This window comes from Streptomyces sp. NPDC002911 (assembly GCF_053591835.1).
Window position 1 is genome coordinate 125,464 of the sequence record NZ_JBSFUO010000003.1, and the last position, 15,115, is coordinate 140,578.

The 15,115-nt window shown below is 68.7% G+C and carries 14 protein-coding genes; 6 read left to right on the forward strand and 8 right to left on the reverse strand.

Features of this window, described 5'->3' with window-relative positions:
• Window positions 1–39 precede the first annotated feature (39 nt).
• The 3 genes from ACWD04_RS05865 (at window position 40) to ACWD04_RS05875 (ending at window position 2,790) form a co-directional block, all read left to right on the forward strand.
• Window positions 40–2,004 (forward strand): PTS fructose transporter subunit IIABC, encoded by a 1,965-nt coding sequence (locus ACWD04_RS05865; RefSeq protein ID WP_451128523.1) that lies wholly within the window; start codon window positions 40–42, stop codon window positions 2,002–2,004.
• 76 nt (window positions 2,005–2,080) lie between these two features.
• On the forward strand, window positions 2,081–2,353 hold the full coding sequence (locus ACWD04_RS05870) for an HPr family phosphocarrier protein (protein WP_451128525.1): 273 nt from the start codon (window positions 2,081–2,083) through the stop codon (window positions 2,351–2,353).
• 2 nt (window positions 2,354–2,355) lie between these two features.
• Window positions 2,356–2,790, forward strand: a complete 435-nt coding sequence (locus ACWD04_RS05875; protein WP_451128527.1) for a phosphatase domain-containing protein — start codon at window positions 2,356–2,358, stop codon at window positions 2,788–2,790.
• 21 nt (window positions 2,791–2,811) lie between these two features.
• Here ACWD04_RS05875 and ACWD04_RS05880 read toward each other — a convergent pair whose 3' ends face one another.
• The gene (locus ACWD04_RS05880) at window positions 2,812–3,099 is read right to left on the reverse strand and encodes a hypothetical protein (RefSeq protein ID WP_451128528.1); all 288 of its coding nucleotides are present in this window, start codon (window positions 3,097–3,099) and stop codon (window positions 2,812–2,814) included.
• Window positions 3,100–3,222: 123 nt separating this feature from the next.
• A complete protein-coding gene (locus ACWD04_RS05885) occupies window positions 3,223–3,654 on the reverse strand; it encodes a DUF2000 family protein (RefSeq protein WP_451128529.1) in 432 nt (143 codons plus the stop codon).
• 88 nt (window positions 3,655–3,742) lie between these two features.
• On the opposite strand from ACWD04_RS05885, the gene ACWD04_RS05890 reads away from it, so the two are divergent.
• Window positions 3,743–4,546, forward strand: coding sequence for an AraC family transcriptional regulator (locus tag ACWD04_RS05890; protein WP_451128531.1), 804 nt, complete (start codon window positions 3,743–3,745; stop codon window positions 4,544–4,546).
• Here the strand turns inward: ACWD04_RS05890 and ACWD04_RS05895 are convergent.
• The 5 genes from ACWD04_RS05895 to ACWD04_RS05915 all read right to left on the reverse strand — a co-directional run bounded on the left by ACWD04_RS05895 (window position 4,540) and on the right by ACWD04_RS05915 (window position 11,057).
• Complete coding sequence (locus tag ACWD04_RS05895; RefSeq protein ID WP_451128533.1) at window positions 4,540–5,052, reverse strand: mycothiol transferase; 513 nt, start codon at window positions 5,050–5,052, stop codon at window positions 4,540–4,542. The two genes, ACWD04_RS05890 and ACWD04_RS05895, sit on opposite strands and share 7 nt — an antisense overlap.
• A 52-nt stretch (window positions 5,053–5,104) precedes the next feature.
• Window positions 5,105–6,106, reverse strand: a complete 1,002-nt coding sequence (locus ACWD04_RS05900; protein ID WP_451128535.1) for an alpha/beta fold hydrolase — start codon at window positions 6,104–6,106, stop codon at window positions 5,105–5,107.
• Between the two features lie 564 nt (window positions 6,107–6,670).
• Window positions 6,671–7,387 (reverse strand): DUF4230 domain-containing protein, encoded by a 717-nt coding sequence (locus tag ACWD04_RS05905; RefSeq protein WP_451128537.1) that lies wholly within the window; start codon window positions 7,385–7,387, stop codon window positions 6,671–6,673.
• A gap of 80 nt (window positions 7,388–7,467) precedes the next feature.
• Window positions 7,468–7,983 (reverse strand): DinB family protein, encoded by a 516-nt coding sequence (locus ACWD04_RS05910; RefSeq protein WP_451128539.1) that lies wholly within the window; start codon window positions 7,981–7,983, stop codon window positions 7,468–7,470.
• Between the two features lie 194 nt (window positions 7,984–8,177).
• Window positions 8,178–11,057 carry a glycoside hydrolase family 48 protein gene (locus tag ACWD04_RS05915; protein WP_451128541.1) on the reverse strand — a complete coding sequence of 960 codons (2,880 nt, stop codon included), beginning with the start codon at window positions 11,055–11,057 and terminating at the stop codon, window positions 8,178–8,180.
• Window positions 11,058–11,816: 759 nt separating this feature from the next.
• Here ACWD04_RS05915 and ACWD04_RS05920 point away from each other — a divergent pair.
• On the forward strand, window positions 11,817–13,559 hold the full coding sequence (locus ACWD04_RS05920) for a glycoside hydrolase family 6 protein (protein WP_451128543.1): 1,743 nt from the start codon (window positions 11,817–11,819) through the stop codon (window positions 13,557–13,559).
• Here ACWD04_RS05920 and ACWD04_RS05925 read toward each other — a convergent pair.
• Window positions 13,556–14,266: a VanZ family protein gene (locus tag ACWD04_RS05925; protein ID WP_451128545.1), complete on the reverse strand. Its 711-nt coding sequence runs from the start codon at window positions 14,264–14,266 to the stop codon at window positions 13,556–13,558. The genes ACWD04_RS05920 and ACWD04_RS05925 overlap by 4 nt on opposite strands.
• Window positions 14,267–14,328: 62 nt before the next feature.
• On the opposite strand from ACWD04_RS05925, the gene ACWD04_RS05930 reads away from it, so the two are divergent.
• Window positions 14,329–14,829: a tetratricopeptide repeat protein gene (locus tag ACWD04_RS05930; RefSeq protein ID WP_451128547.1), complete on the forward strand. Its 501-nt coding sequence runs from the start codon at window positions 14,329–14,331 to the stop codon at window positions 14,827–14,829.
• Window positions 14,830–15,115 lie beyond the last annotated feature (286 nt).

Below are 15,115 nucleotides of genomic sequence, written 5' to 3' on the forward strand. Positions count from 1 at the left end.
CACCGTCCCCAGGGCGGTCCACGAGCAAGGAGCCCCGCGATGAGTGAGCTGATCACCGCGGAACTGGTCGACCTCGACCTGTCCGCCGACACGAAGAGCGAGGCCGCCCGTTCACTTGCCGGACGGATGGTCGCGGCCGGCCGCGTCACCGACCTCGACGGCTTCCTCGCCGATGTGGCAGCCCGCGAGGCCCAGATGCCGACCGGTCTGGACGGCGGCATCGGCATTCCGCACTGCCGCAGTGAGCATGTCGCGGCGCCGACGCTGGCCTTCGGCCGCAGTTCGAGGGGCATCGACTTCGGTGCCCCGGACGGGCCCGCGGATCTTGTCTTCCTGATAGCCGCGCCCGCGGGTGCGGACGACGACCACCTCACGATTCTGTCGGGCCTGGCACGGCGGCTCATGGACCCCGGCTTCACGGGCGCGCTGCGGGTGGAGGGCGATCCCGCCGCCGCGGCGGCCCTGATCCGCGGCGGGGAGGTTCCCGCAACGGTGGTGCCGGACCCGGAAGAAGCGGATGCGGCGGAGATGGTGGAACCGTTCCGCATCGTCGCCGTCACGTCCTGTCCGACCGGCATCGCACACACCTATATGGCTGCCGAGTCGCTGGAGGCCGCCGCGCGCGACCAGGGTGTCGTGCTGGACGTGGAGACTCAGGGTTCGGCCGGGTTCGAGCGGCTGGATCCGGCGGTGATCGCCGCAGCGGACGCGGTCATCTGGGCGCACGACGTCGACGTGCGGGAGAAGGCACGGTTCGGCGGCAAGCCGGTGGTCGACACCGGGGTCAAGGCAGGGATCAACCGCCCCGCCGAGCTCATCGCCGAGGCCCGGCGGAAGGCCGAACGGGGGGAATCCAGCAGGTTGTCCGACGAACACGACGACCCGGACGCCGGTGGGGGCGGTTCTGCGGGAACGTCAGGGCACTTCGGCGTCCGGCTGCGGACCTATCTGATGTCCGGCGTCAGTTACATGGTGCCGTTCGTCGCAGCCGGTGGCCTGCTCATCGCTCTCTCCTTCGCCATCGGCGGCTACGAGATCTCGAGCGCGAAGTCGGTGGCCGACCACTTCGCCTGGGGTGAGGCGGCCAGCTGGGCTGCCCTGCTCAACCAGACCGGTTCAGCCGCCTTCGGTTTCCTCGTCCCGGTGCTGGCGGGATACATCGCCTACGGGATGGCGGACCGGCCGGCACTCGTCCCCGGGTTCGTCGGCGGTGCCATCGCGCTCACCATCGACGCGGGCTTCCTCGGCGGTCTGGTCGCGGGTCTGCTGGCCGGTGCGGCGGTGATGGCGATCCAGCGGGTGAAGGTGCATCCCACGCTGCGCGGCATCATGCCGGTGCTGGTGATACCCCTCCTCGCGTCGATCGCGGTCGGCTTCCTGATGTTCATCGTGGTCGGCAAGCCGATCGCCTCTCTCCAGAACGCCCTCACCGACTGGCTGAACGGGCTGTCGGGCTCCAACGCCGTCATCCTCGGCATCGTCCTCGGCCTGATGATGTGCTTCGACATGGGCGGCCCGCTGAACAAGGTGGCATACGCCTTCGCCGTCGGCGGTCTGGCCGATCCGACGCCCGGCAGTCTCAAGGTCATGGCCGCGGTGATGGCGGCCGGCATGGTGCCTCCGCTGGCGATGGCCCTCGCCACGACCGTGCGACGCGGACTGTTCACCCGGGCCGAGCAGGAGAACGGCAGGGCGGCGTGGGTGCTGGGCGCCTCGTTCATCACCGAGGGCGCGATTCCGTTCGCCGCGGCGGATCCCCTGCGGGTGATCCCGTCCGTGATGGCCGGCGGTGCGGTCACCGGCGCGTTGTCCATGGCCTTCGGCTGTACGCTCCGTGCCCCGCACGGCGGCGTGTTCGTCGTCCCGCTCATCGGCGAGCCGTTCCTCTACCTGCTGGCGATCGCTGCTGGTACCGCGGTGTCCACCGCTCTGGTCGTCGCTCTCAAGGGCATGCGTCGGGACCCGAAACGTGCGTCCCCGTCCGACGTCGCCGTGGCCGTCTGATCCCTGTCCCCCGCCCCCCTTGCCCCCACCCGCGGACCGCAGTTCCCCTCTCCATCTTGATCCCAGGAGTTAATCCGTGTACCAGCGCACCGTCTCCGTCGGCTCCCGTAGCGGCCTGCACGCCCGTCCCGCCTCACTCTTCGTCCAGGCCGCCATGCGCCAGCCGGTCGCCGTCACCGTCGCACGCGAGGGCAGCGATCCGGTCGACGCCCGGAGCATGCTCTCGGTGCTCGCCCTGGCAGCTGAGCACGGCGATCTGCTGGTGCTGTCCGCTGTAGGCGAAAGCGCGCCGGACGCGGTCGAGGAGCTGGCTGACCTGTTGTCCCAGAACCTCGACGGCAAGGACTGAGTGTGACGGAAACATGGGATCCGGCGGGTGAAGGCGTCTTACGGCTGCCGTCGGCGCGGCTGGTCCGTGGCCGCGGTCTGAGGCACCCTCTCCCCGCAGGGCCCAGGCCCACCCTTGCCGTGTATCTGCTGGGCGGTCCCCCACCCCCGGTGGCCTGGGAATCACGGTGGCTGCGCTGGCCCGACTTCCGTCTGCCCGCCGACAAGGAGGCGGCACGCTCCACGCTCAAGGAGGCGTGGAGCCGGGCTCCGGATGAGCGGCTCGAGATCGCGTGTGGAGGGGGCCGGGGGCGGACCGGTACGGCTCTGGCCTGCCTGGCCGTGCTGGACGGAGTCCCGGCGGCGGACGCTGTCGCCTTCGTCCGCCGGAACTACCACCCCAAGGCAGTGGAGACATCCTGGCAGCGACGGTATGTGGTGCGCTTCGCTGAATGGTGAACGGCTCCCTGACCGTGAGGATCATTCCACGGTGTGCGGAGCCGGAACCGTGGCTCCGCCGCCGGCGCGTACCGCCTCGACGACGTTCTGATGGAGGGCCCTGCTCGCTTCCTCGGTCGGGCACGGCACCGGACTGCCGGCCAGTGTGAACCAGTCCGAGGCGCCGCTGTACTGAACAGCCACCTCGGCCTGCTCCTCGGTCCAGGTCGTGTGTACGGTCAGATCGCCGCTCACGACACCTACCTCTTCGGTGCGCACTCCGCCGGTTCCCGCGAAGACACCGAGGGTGGTCCACGATGCCCAGTTCATGACGCGTCGCCTCTCGGGACAATGACAAGCCTGTCAAGCGGACTTGCCTCGAGTATGGCACCGGGGACCATCACTCGCACAGGTGCGCCCGTGCGTATCCGTACGGTGACGCCGGGGCTCCGGTCAGGGGTGCATCGACGCACCCTTGAGGATCTTGTCCACGGCATTGCGCGGCCCGTACACGGCCAGGCCCACCAGGTCCATCCCCTCCCTGCGCACCGCACGGACGGCCGCCCTGTTGGCCTCGTCGTGGCCGGTCCCGAAGAGGTCGGAAGTGAACACGGCCAAGGTCGCGCCCCTGCCGACCGCCCTGGTGTGCGCGGTGGTCAGGAGCTCCTTGGACCCGGCGAACACGAGGACGGGCTGCCGGAACATGGGCAGGTACAGGGTGTCGTCCGCGTCGGCATACGGTTCGCCGATCACCTCGGGCACCTGTGTACCGAGGCCGCTCACCAGGAAGGCGGTGACGTTGAGGCGCTGCCAGTTCTCGAGGTCGTCGCGGAGCAGCACAGCGATCTTGGTGTCGAAGCGGACGGGTGCGTTGTCGTCGGTCATGCGAGAAGTCTGCCGAGCCCGGCCGTCAGCCGTCTTGTACGTAGTTTGCAGGCCGCTGCGGGCCGTGACGCTCTTGTACTCTTCGTTCATGGGTGCACGTCCGGACATCACCGCGTGGCGTCCGCGCGTCGAGGGAATCGACGAGGTCTTCCACGCGCACTTCGCCGACCACGCGTACCCCATGCACACACACGACGCGTGGACGCTACTCATCGTCGACGAGGGGATGGTCCGCTACGACCTGGACCGCCATGAGCACGGGGCGCCGAGCTCGGTGGTGACACTGTTGCCTCCGCACGTTCCGCACAACGGCGATGCGGCGACTCCCGGAGGGTTCCGCAAGCGTGTGCTGTATCTGAACACCTCGCAGATCGACGCGGATCTCGTCGGGCGCGCGGTCGGCCGGCCCGTACTGCGGGATCCGCGGCTGCGCCATCGGGTCCACCAGCTTCACCGGACGCTCGAGAACCCCGGGAACGAGCTGGAGGCACAAAGCCGTCTCGCGCTCGTTTCCGAACGTCTCTCCGGGCACCTGCGCGACGAGCCGGCCGCGCCACAGGTGCCCGACCGCCGGGTCGCGCACGCGCTCCGGGATCTGCTCGACGAGCGCTTCGTCGAAGGGCTGACACTCCGCGAGGCGGCGGAACGGCTGCATACTCATCACACGCATCTGGTGCGGGCCTTCAGCCGGGAGTTCGGCATGGCCCCGCACCAGTACCTGACAGGGCGCCGCATCGATCTGGCCCGGCGCCTGCTGCTGGGCGGGATGCGCGCGACGGACGTCGCGGCGTCGGCCGGCTTCTACGACCAGCCCCACTTCTCCCGGCACTTCAAGCGTGTGGTCGGCACCAGTCCGGGACACTACGCGCGCACTGGATCCGCGGCTTACTGACGGCGCTCCAGCGTGCCGCGGACGAACGCCGCCTGCCCGGCGTGCTGCAGGTCGTCCGCGATGACGCTGATCAGCCGCACGCCGAGGGTCACCGGCGGCGACCACGCCTCGTCCACGACGCGGTCCAGGGACCGGCCGTCGAGTCCGCGGACGAACCCGAGGGTCTGCTCGTGCACCGCGTCGAAGTAGCCGAGGAGGAGGTCACTCGACCCCACCTTCACGCAACCCGCCTCCGCGCTGCTGTGGCCGTAGCCGGTCGACTCCTTCTCGAGGGGAAGCTCGAAGCGGGACGCCCAGTCCTTCGCGAACCAGATCTGCTCGGTCCCCGCCGCGTCGGCGACGTGATCGTCCTGGACGCGCGTGAGGTGCCACACGAGCCAGGCGATGGAATTCGCCTCGTCGTCGAGCCTGGCGTTGAGATCCTCGGGAGGGAGCCCCTCGACGGCGGCGTGCACCGCTTCATGGATACGTCCGAACGCTTCGGCGAAAATGCCTGCACTGTTCATACGACCACCATGGCCGGTCCGCGCACGGGGCCCCGACTTCGACACGCGGCCGTCACGCGTGCACGGTGTGGAGCCACTTGGTCAGCAACGCATTGACCTCTGCGGGGCGCTCCTGCTGGATCCAGTGTCCGCATCCGTCCAGGATGTGCGAGGAGACCAGGCCCGGAAGCGTCGTGGGGAAGTCTGCGATGGCGTCGGCCATCCAGGTGGTGGAGGAGTCGAGCGCACCGCCGATGAAGAGGGTGGGGCAGGTGAGGCGGGCTCCGTCCCAGGCGGCCAGGTCCTCCCAGTCGCGGTCGACGTTCCGGTATCGGTTCAGCCCCCCGGTCAGGCCGGTCCGCTCGAAGTCGGCGCTGTAGACGTCCAGTTCTCTCTCCGTGAGCCAAGCCGGCAGGGCACCACCGGTGAAGCGGTCGCGCATGGCCGCTCCGGCGGGCACGAAGAAGGGGCTGTCCGTTCCCTGCGGGGGCATCGTGTCACCGGAGAGGGAGGTGTAGAACCCTGCCAGCCATCCGCGTACGTCGGGTTCGATCTCCGCCTCGGCGCGGCCGGACTGCTGGAAGTAGCTGACGTAGAACTCTTCGCTCCCGCCGATACGGGCGAAGCCGTCGGTGGGCCGGACCGCGTGCCAGGGAGCGTAGGGGACGCTGAGCATGGCCGCGGCCATGAACATGTCGGGCCGCAGCAGTGCGCTGTCGGCTGCGATGGACGAGCCCCAGTCGTGGCCGACGACCGTCGCGGACTCCTCGCCCAGGGCGTGCACAACCCCGACGGTGTCGGCGACGAGGGCCGTCATCCGGTAGGCGTCCACGGGGCCGGGGGCCGAGGAGCGCCCGTAGCCGCGTACGTCGACGGCTACCGCGCGGAAGCCGGCCGCGGCGACGGCAGCGAGCTGGTGGCGCCAGGAGTACGAGGTCTCGGGGAAGCCGTGGATCATGAGGACGAGAGGGCCGGTCCCCTGTTCCAGGAGATGGATTCGGCCGCCGGGGACGTCCACCAGCCGGTGGACCGCCCCGGGGACGGTGGTGGAGGGCTCGGCGGCGGGCTGCGGCATGGTGTGCTCCTCGGATTTGCGGGGCCGGTCTGCGTGACCATCATTCGGCGCCTCGATGCCACTGACCAAGAGAAATTGCCGTTACGGCAAAACTGCCGCGACCCGTCAGGCGAGCAGACCCAGGAGGTGCGCGCAGGCCGACGCCTCGTCCGGGGTGACGGGCGATCACCTCGTACGTGCCGCGCTGGTACGCGCGGTCTCCCAGACCCCCGCCGGACGCCCGCCTCACGAACAGGAGGTCCGCAGGTGTGGGGGCCGGTTCGTGCAAACGACGGTGAGACAGGCGTGATCCAGCAGCCACTTGACGTTGCGCCGCCGGCCCGCCCCCGGTCGAGGAAGACGGCGTCGAACTTGATCTGGTGGCCTCCCCCGGGCTGCTCGAACCACTAGGCGATGCTGCCCTCTGCAGGATCACCCTTCTCGACGGCGGCCCTCAAGCGTTCTGTGGTTCCGGCGGTCATGGCCGTCACTTCCTGGCTCCTGACGGTCAATGGGACGACCGCTCGCTCCGGTAAGTGTGCGCAGAGCCGCCGGCTGCTCGAGGCGGGCGGATCGGTGGAGGCGTCAGCCGGGCGAATCGCTGTAGCGGACGGTGACCTTCTCGAAACCGAGCGATCCGAGCAGGCCCTGGAGCATGGAGGTGGTGTTCTTCTCGGCCCGCTTCGTGAGGCCGCTCTCCTCAGCAGCCTTTCCGATGTGCTGCGCCGCCAGCTTGTTGACGGCCTGCTCGCTGCCCGGGTTGTCGGAGAAGAAGTCGCCGAGCCGGTCGAGAAGGCCGCGCTGCTTGGACACGGCGTAGGAGTGGTCCGGATCCAGGGCGGGCTTGCCCAGCACCGCGGGCGGCAGTACGAGTTCGGCCGTGGTGCGGTCCTCGTTGACGCTCACCCCGTCGGCCCCGACCTTGCCGAGGTCGACGGAGGCTCCGACCGCGCCCGCGCCGACGTACAGCGTGCGAGTGCCCCGAATGGCGTCGGGTAGGAACTTGGCGTCCTTCTCCAGGTCGACGACGACCTGGAAGTTGCCGGATGCGGCCTCGTACGCGCTCATGTCCTGGATGGACTTGAGGACCGCGGGGCCTGAGCGGTCGGTGGGCTCCTCACCGAAAAAGCCGCCGAACCCCGGTAGCAGACTGAGTCGGCTGCTCAGGAGCAGCAGGACCAGTGCCGCGGCGCACACGCCGGCGAACGGCAGGCATCCTCGCGTGCGGCGGGCCCGGCGGCTCGGCGCGTTGCCGTGGCCGGGATCTCCCGCGCCGTCTGTCCTTACTTCAGTGGACGTCATACCTACCCGTGTGACCCCGCCGGGCGGTTTCAGTCCGTCCGGCATCCCGATTACGCCGGATCCTGTACGGGGCTGTGGCCCTACGCCCCTGTCGCACCGTCCAGTCGTTCCCTCAGCAGGTCGGCGTGACCGATGTGCCGCGCGTATTCGGCGATCATGTGGACGTGCACCAGCCGCAGGGAGTAGACCGAGTCCTGGTGGGTGAAGGTGTCGTCGAGCGACGCGTCGGCCACCGCTTCGTCCGCGAGGCGGATCTCCTCGAGGAGCCGGGCGTAGTCGTCGGCGGCGCGAGCGGGCGACAGGTCCTCGAAGTCGGCGTCCTTGCCCTTCTCCGGGTCGTACATCGGGGGCAGCGCGTGGCCCGCGAACCGCTCTCGGAACCAGGTGCGTTCGACCTTCGCCATGTGCCGGATCAGGCCGAGCAGGGTGAGATTGGACGGCTGAACCGTCACTTCGGCGAGGCGCTCACCGGTCAGGCCCGCGCATTTCTGCAGGAGTGTGACGCGGTAGAAGGCGAGGAACGCGACCAGGGTTTCACGCTCGCCGCCGGCGAGAGGACCGGTGGGGCGGGTTGCTTCGGGAGCTCTCCATATCATCGCGTGATCATGCCTGCCGACCGCCGGTTCGCGCGATGCTTTTGTCGGCACACAGCCGCACCGGCTCGCGGACTCGCGCCATGCGGCCGCCGAGCACTCGCACCCGGGCCTTCGCCGTACGAGCGGGGTTCCGGTCGCCGGCTGCTGGCCGGCGGCCGGAACCCCAGGTGGAGCGGCGACTCGGACGCGTTCACTCACTCCAGGAGATCTGCGTACGCCCCCAGAGCCAGTGCGATGTCGGCCTGTGCCCAGAACCGGTGGTAGGTGAAGACCGGAGCGGCACCGCCGTCCAGGTAGGCCTGCACCTTCGGCCAGTTCGGGTCGTCCTCGTAGAACGACCGGATGGAGAGGAACGTGGAGTCGTTGTCGACGGTGTCGCCGTTGGGCATCGCGCCAGTCCAGCCGTCAGGGACGTACACCGGGTCGTCGAACCGGTTGTAGTCGGCACGTGTCTCTGGGACCGCGACCCCGGCGTCGTCCCGGTAGTGGCTCCACATACCGTCGAGCAGCCCTTCGGCCGTGGCCTTCGCCTCGGCGTCACCGGACTTGGCGGCGTAGTAGGTCAGCGTCCTGGCGTAGGCGCCGGCCACCCCGACGTCGTTGGTGTAGTCGGCGACCGTGACGTGGAGCCCGGAGTTCGCACCCGGACTCGACGCGTTCCAGGTGTCGGGCGCGCCCGACCACTTGAGGGTGGACGGCATGAGGTAGGTGCCGTCCGGGTTGATGGTCGTCTCGGACAGGGCCCAGTCGACCCACTTGTCGAGTACGGCCTTGGCCTGGGCGTCGCCCGACTCGTGGTAATACTCCGCGACGCGCTCCATGGACCACGCCTGGAAGCCGAACCACTGGTTGGACGGCGGGTCGTGGTACACGGGCTTCTCGTCGTAGTACATGCCGTGGAAGGTCGGCGTACCGGCCGGAGGCTGGGCGTAGCTGCCCTTCCAGCTGTTGGTCGCACCGCCCGCGATGGCTCCCTCGTCGGACTGGAGCCACTGGTAGAAGTCCATCTGCCGGTCAAGGCTCTTGGCCCAGTCCTGCTGTCCCGTGGCCGACTTGGGCTTGAGGTCGGCCACGGAGCTCAGCGCGTAGGCCGCCATCGGGTTCTGGTAGCCGCCGTGGGCGTGGCTGGATCCGATGCGCCAGGACCAGCCGGCCGAGGTGTCGGTGGCACCGCCCCAGGCGTAGTACCAGGACATCAGGTAGTGCGCGCTGTCCTTGCCGCTGCCGGCCGGGCAGGTGGTCGGGCCGACACAGTTGCCGACCTTCTTGAAGTACTTGTCGAACATGGAGTAGCGGAGGTAGTCGCCCATCTTCGCCGCCTTGGCGACCGTCGCCGAGACCTCACTCGACTTGCCCTGCTCCTCAGCCCAGACGTCCGCCCAGTAGGCGGCCTGTACGGCACGGGCGTCCGCGTCCGGAGCGTTGGTGAACTTCCACTGCTTGGCGTACGAGGCATCCCCGGTGAACAGGTCCAGGTAGCCGTTGTCACCGCCGTAGGTGAAGTTGTCACAAGTGGGGTGGGTGACGGTCTCCCAGACCGACTCCTGCGAACCGCGCTGGAAGGTGTTGATGTACGAGGGGCCGGTCTCGGTGGGCCCGGCCGAGCACTTTCCGGGAGAGTTGCCGTATCCGTAGACGTTGTCGACGTCCTGGATCCAGTGCATCCCGTAGATGTCGTCGGTGCCGTACGCGCTCTTCAGCTCGGAGGCGATCGGGTCCGATCCGGAGGCGGCCGATCCGTCGAGGACGGCCGGGTACTCGTTCGGTGTGTCGTGTTCGGGCGCGTAGGTGGCGGGCTTCGAGGCGTTGTAGAAGCCGTTCGTGGGCTGATCCGCGTGGGTGGGGATCATGTACCTCTCCATGGTTTCCCACGCACCGTTGAACTTCGTCCAGTCCCCGGTGATCTTCCCGTACATCGCCTGGAGCCAGATCAGGTAGCTGTACGCCTCCGACGTCGTCTCGTGTCCGTGGTCGGGGGCTTCGACGATCAGAGTCTCGACGGAGTGGTAGGGGATGCCCTCCGACGAGAAGTAACCGTTCGCCGGGTCCGTGATCTTCCCGTACAGGTCGAGGAAGCGGGCGTCGTAGTCCTTCGCCTCGGCGATCTGGGTGACGGTGACCTCGGACTTGCTGTGGCCGGGAGCCGTGACGGTGAAAGTCGCGGTTCCTGTGCCGGATTCGTCGGCCGAGACGGTCACCTTCTGGGCTGTGGACCAGTTCGACGGAGTGAAGGTGAGACTCGCTCCGCCGGTGACACGCAGACCGGTGTTACCGGAGCTCCGCGCCACCGTGACGATGACCGACGAACTGGGCGCGGTGGACAGCGAGACGTCGAAGGTCCGCGACGTGCCCTGCTGTACGCCCAGTTGGGCGGGAGTGGCCACGACGGCCGGGCCCGCGACGACGGTGATGCCGGCCGGGGTCGACTCCGCCGAAGCACCGTGGCCGTCATACGCCCTGGCGTAGAGCGAGTGACCGCCGGCGGACAGCCCTTCGGCGCTGTACGTGTAGGGGGACGTGGAGTCCGTGCCGAGCAGCTTCGTGTCGTCGTAGAACTCGACCTTGTTGATGCCCGCCCCGTCGGCGGCAACCGCGGTGGCGGCCAGTGGGACAGTGTCTCCGGCGGAGAAGACGGCGCCCGCCGCCGGACTGGTGAGGACGGCGATCGGCGGCTGGTGGGCGCCTACGCACGCCGTGCCGTTGACGGCGAAGGCGGACGGTGCGGTGTTGGTACCGCTGTAGGTGAACTGCGCGCCCGTCGTGACAGCGGCCCCGGCGGCGATGGAGCCGTTCCAGCTCGCGTTCTTGACGGTGACGGTCTTGCCGGACTGGGCCCAGGTCCCGCTCCAGCCGTTGGTGAGTTTCTGACTGCCCGCGTAGTCGTAGGTCAGGGTCCAGCCATCGATCGCGGCGGCACTCCTGTTGGTGACGGTGAGTTCGGCACTGAAGCCCGAGCCCCAGTCATTGGTCTTGTAGTCCACGCTGCATTGCACGGCTGCCGCCTGGGCCGGTGCGCCGGCTGCGGCAGTCATGCCCACGGGGAGGGCCGATGCCGCCACGAGTGCGGTCCACATCCGTCGTCTTCCGGCTCCGGTTCTGCCGGGTCTCCTCGCTAACCAGGTTCTTCGTGCGCGTCCTGATGGCATGCGCAGTACCTCCTCGCGGCTCGGCAACATGGGGGGTATGCCGGGTTGAGCACAAGCCTTGAAGCAGTGGGAGCGCTCCCAGCATGGGGATGAGGAAAAAGAGAGTCAAGAGACTTGAAGAGTCGAATAATTTCGATAGCAAGAGATGGGAACTGGTGTGTTGACCGACACCACTTGACGCTCTAACGTCAAGCCACACCAGTGGGAGCGGTTCCACCAGTCGACGTGCCGTAGGGGGCACGCCCGGTCTGCGAGGAGTCGCTCATGCACCACCCCCGCACTTGCCGCACCCGTTCAGGCTGTTCCTCGGATCAGTGCCCGACCTGGCCGGCAGCACTTTCGCGGTCATGGTCACGCCTTCCGGATCCGCCTTCGCACGCACGGTGGAGATCAGCACCGCGCACCAGTGTGACGACGGTTTCGAGACGGCAACGGCCCTCGGTTCGGCGGATCCCCGTCCCCGTCGACGGGACCGCCCGCAACGGACGTCCGGCAACGAGCTCGACCAGCACACACCTGTGCAGGGGTTCGACGACCAGGAACTCCCCTCCCGGACGGGACTGCGTCACCTGGGACCGCACCACGTCCCCGTCCTTGATCAGCGACTACGACGGTACCCCCACCCCGTACGGAATCGGGCTGCGCGATCACCTGCGCACCCTCGACAGCTGAGGAAACGGAATTCGTATGAGCCGCACGAGCCGCACCACCCTGCGCCGGTCCCGAACGGCGCTCATAGCCGCAGGAACTCTGGTCGCCGCCGCGGCGGGCTCCGCCGCGGCGGTGGCCCCCTTCGGAGCCTCCGCCGCCGCGGCAGCAGGCTGCACCGTCGATTACAAGATCCAGAACCAGTGGAACGGTGGGCTCACCGCCGCGGTGAGCGTCACGAACACGGGTGACGCCGTATCGAGCTGGCAGCTCGAGTGGTCGTTCGCCGGCGGCGAGAAGATCAGCCAGGGCTGGAACGCCACGGTCTCGCAGAGCGGCGTCGCCGTCACCGCGAAGAACCTCGCGTACAACGGCGCTCTCGCCACCGGTGCTTCCGCGTCCTTCGGCTTCAATGCGACGGGCAGCGGCAACAGCGTCGTCCCGGCGACCTTCAAACTGAACGGCGTCACGTGCGGTACCGACTCGTCGGGCCCGACCGACCCGCCGGACCCGACGGATCCGCCGGCGGGCACCCGGGCCGACAACCCCTACGCGGGCGCCGAGGTCTATGTGAACCCGGAGTGGTCGGCCAACGCAGCGGCCGAACCGGGCGGTAGCCGGATCGCCGACCAGCCGACGGGTGTGTGGCTCGACCGCATCGCCGCCATCGAGGGCTCCAACGGCTCGATGGGCCTACGTGACCACCTGGACGAGGCCCTGACCCAGAAGGGTTCCGGCGAACTCGTCGTCCAGGTCGTCATCTACAACCTGCCCGGGCGCGACTGTGCGGCACTCGCCTCCAACGGCGAGCTCGGACCCACCGAGATCGGCCGGTACAAGACCGAGTACATCGACCCGATCGCGGCCATCCTCGCTGATGAGAAGTACGCGGATCTGCGCATCGTCACCACCGTCGAGATCGACTCCCTGCCGAACCTCGTGACCAACGCGGGCGGCCGGCCCACCGCCACGCCCGCCTGTGACGTCATGAAGGCCAACGGCAACTACGTCAAGGGCGTCGGCTACGCACTCAACAAGCTCGGCGACGCGCCGAACGTCTACAACTACATCGACGCGGGACACCACGGCTGGATCGGATGGGACGACAACTTCGGCGCCTCCGCCGACATCTTCCACGAGGCCGCGACCGCCGAGGGCGCGACCGTCAACGACGTGCAAGGCTTCATCACCAACACGGCCAACTACAGCGCCCTCAAGGAGGAGAACTTCTCCATCGACGACGCCGTGAACGGGACCTCTGTGCGGCAGTCCAAGTGGGTCGACTGGAACCGCTACACGGACGAGCTGTCCTTCGCCCAGGCGTTCCGCACCGAGCTGGTCTCGGTCGGCTTCAGGTCCGACATCGGCATGCTGATCGACACCTCGCGCAACGGCTGGGGCGGTGCGAACCGGCCGAGCGGCCCGGGTGCCTCCACCAATGTCAACACCTATGTGGACGGCGGGCGCTACGACCGGCGCATCCACCTGGGCAACTGGTGCAACCAGTCCGGAGCCGGCCTCGGCGAGCGGCCGCAGGCGGCGCCGGAAGCCGGCATCGACGCGTACGTCTGGATGAAGCCCCCGGGGGAGTCGGACGGATCCAGCAAGGAGATTCCGAACGACGAGGGCAAGGGGTTCGACCGGATGTGCGACCCGACGTACACCGGTAACCCCCGCAACAACAACAACATGTCCGGGGCTCTCGGCGACGCTCCGGTCTCCGGGAAGTGGTTCTCCGCACAGTTCCGGGAGCTCATGAAGAACGCCTACCCGGCGCTCTAGGCCCCGCGTCGGCGGGTTCCGGGCGCTCCCCCGCCCGGGCCCCCCCGACGGTTGCGCCACCTGTCGAACAGGGCGCGTCCGCGAGCCACCGGCGCGGACGCGCCCCGGCGCGCCGCGGGTCCTCCACCGCGCTTCGCCTTGCTCCTGGCAGCAGGCTCGGCCCTGGCCGGGGTCCGCGGTGCGGGCTCAGCCACGTCCGCTGTCTCCGCGGCGGCCTGTCCGCCCGAAAGAGCGTGGTAGCGGTGGCTGATGCGGCGACCCATCACCGCGTATCCCAGCAGCGCGCCGGTCGTATTGAGAATGACGTCATCGATGTCGAAGGCCCGCCCCGCCACGAGCGCTCCCTGGGCGAGCTCGACGACCGCCATCACCAGGACGGTCAGCACTGTCATCCGGAGCATCCGCAGTCGGCGTGGCATCAGAATCGGCAGCAGCACACCGAACGGTGCGCCGAGCAGAAGATTTCCGCCGGCCTGCTTGCATGCGGCAAAGAAGGTGTAGTCCTCCGCGTACTGCCTCAAGGACCGCCCAGGCCTCAGATTGGACGTCACGATGTCCTCCGACGCCGGTGACGGTGTGAGCGTCACCTTCGCCAGGACCACGGAGAACGCGACGAGCGCCAGGAACGCCGCCACCAGCGCTGCCGCGCGCAGCAGCAGACGTCCGACATTCCTGCGCCGTGCACTACGATCCGCCTCTGCTGTCATGGCGGAACGGATGCCCCGAACCCCGGCAGCCCACACCCAGGGCCTGGTGCGACCATGTGCGCATGAGCCCACAGAAGAAGGACGAACTGCTGGCGGAAGCCGTACGGCTGCGCGAGCAGGGGCATCCCGAACAGGCCAGGGAACGCCTCCTCACCCTCACCGCCACGTTCCCCGACGCGGAGGACGTCGCCTATCAGACGGCCTGGGTCCACGATGTGCTCGGCTTGGAGGCCGAGGCCGTGCCGTACTACGAGCGGTGTCTGCAGGGCGACGGCCTGATCGAGGAGGAACGCCGCGGAGCACTGCTGGGACTCGGCAGCACCTACCGCGTCCTCGGCAGGTTCGGGCAGGCCGTGGAGACGCTCCGGCGGGGGGTGTCGGAATTCCCGGACGACGGGGCCTTGCGGACCTTCCTGTCCATGGCCCTGTTCAACACCGGTGAGCATCACGAGGCCATGCAGCTTCTGCTGCGCCTGGTGGCGACGACGAGTGACAGCCCGTATGTGCAGCGGTACCGGCCTGCCATCGAGCATTACGCGACAGACCTCACTCAGACCATGTGAGCGCGGGCCGCAGGGGCGCGGCGCGGGTGAGCGCTGACAGCCGACAGCCCGGGCGGCGCGCCACGCGGTTGCCCGGAAAAAGGGAAGCCCCGGCCGGATCGGGGGAATCCAGCCGGGGCGGCTTGTGTGCGGAGGCAAAGCAGACCGCTGCACCGCGGGCTCAGGCCCTCGCCCCTACATAGAGATGAACGGCAAACCACCACTCGTCGTTCCCGCGCGTCCGCCCCTCGGTGTGATCCACACCACGACCACGCAGGCCAGGACACCCCCGGCGGCGGCAAGGTGA

Coding starts and splice junctions, on each gene's coding strand:
- ACWD04_RS05865 (WP_451128523.1), top strand. CDS start 40: ATGAGTGAGCTGATCACCGCGGAACTGGTCGACCTCGACCTGTCCGCC.
- ACWD04_RS05880 (WP_451128528.1), bottom strand. CDS start 3,099: ATGAACTGGGCATCGTGGACCACCCTCGGTGTCTTCGCGGGAACCGGC.
- ACWD04_RS05885 (WP_451128529.1), bottom strand. CDS start 3,654: ATGACCGACGACAACGCACCCGTCCGCTTCGACACCAAGATCGCTGTG.
- ACWD04_RS05890 (WP_451128531.1), top strand. CDS start 3,743: ATGGGTGCACGTCCGGACATCACCGCGTGGCGTCCGCGCGTCGAGGGA.
- ACWD04_RS05895 (WP_451128533.1), bottom strand. CDS start 5,052: ATGAACAGTGCAGGCATTTTCGCCGAAGCGTTCGGACGTATCCATGAA.
- ACWD04_RS05900 (WP_451128535.1), bottom strand. CDS start 6,106: ATGCCGCAGCCCGCCGCCGAGCCCTCCACCACCGTCCCCGGGGCGGTC.
- ACWD04_RS05905 (WP_451128537.1), bottom strand. CDS start 7,387: ATGACGTCCACTGAAGTAAGGACAGACGGCGCGGGAGATCCCGGCCAC.
- ACWD04_RS05910 (WP_451128539.1), bottom strand. CDS start 7,983: ATGATATGGAGAGCTCCCGAAGCAACCCGCCCCACCGGTCCTCTCGCC.
- ACWD04_RS05915 (WP_451128541.1), bottom strand. CDS start 11,057: ATGTGGACCGCACTCGTGGCGGCATCGGCCCTCCCCGTGGGCATGACT.
- ACWD04_RS05920 (WP_451128543.1), top strand. CDS start 11,817: ATGAGCCGCACGAGCCGCACCACCCTGCGCCGGTCCCGAACGGCGCTC.
- ACWD04_RS05925 (WP_451128545.1), bottom strand. CDS start 14,266: ATGACAGCAGAGGCGGATCGTAGTGCACGGCGCAGGAATGTCGGACGT.
- ACWD04_RS05930 (WP_451128547.1), top strand. CDS start 14,329: ATGAGCCCACAGAAGAAGGACGAACTGCTGGCGGAAGCCGTACGGCTG.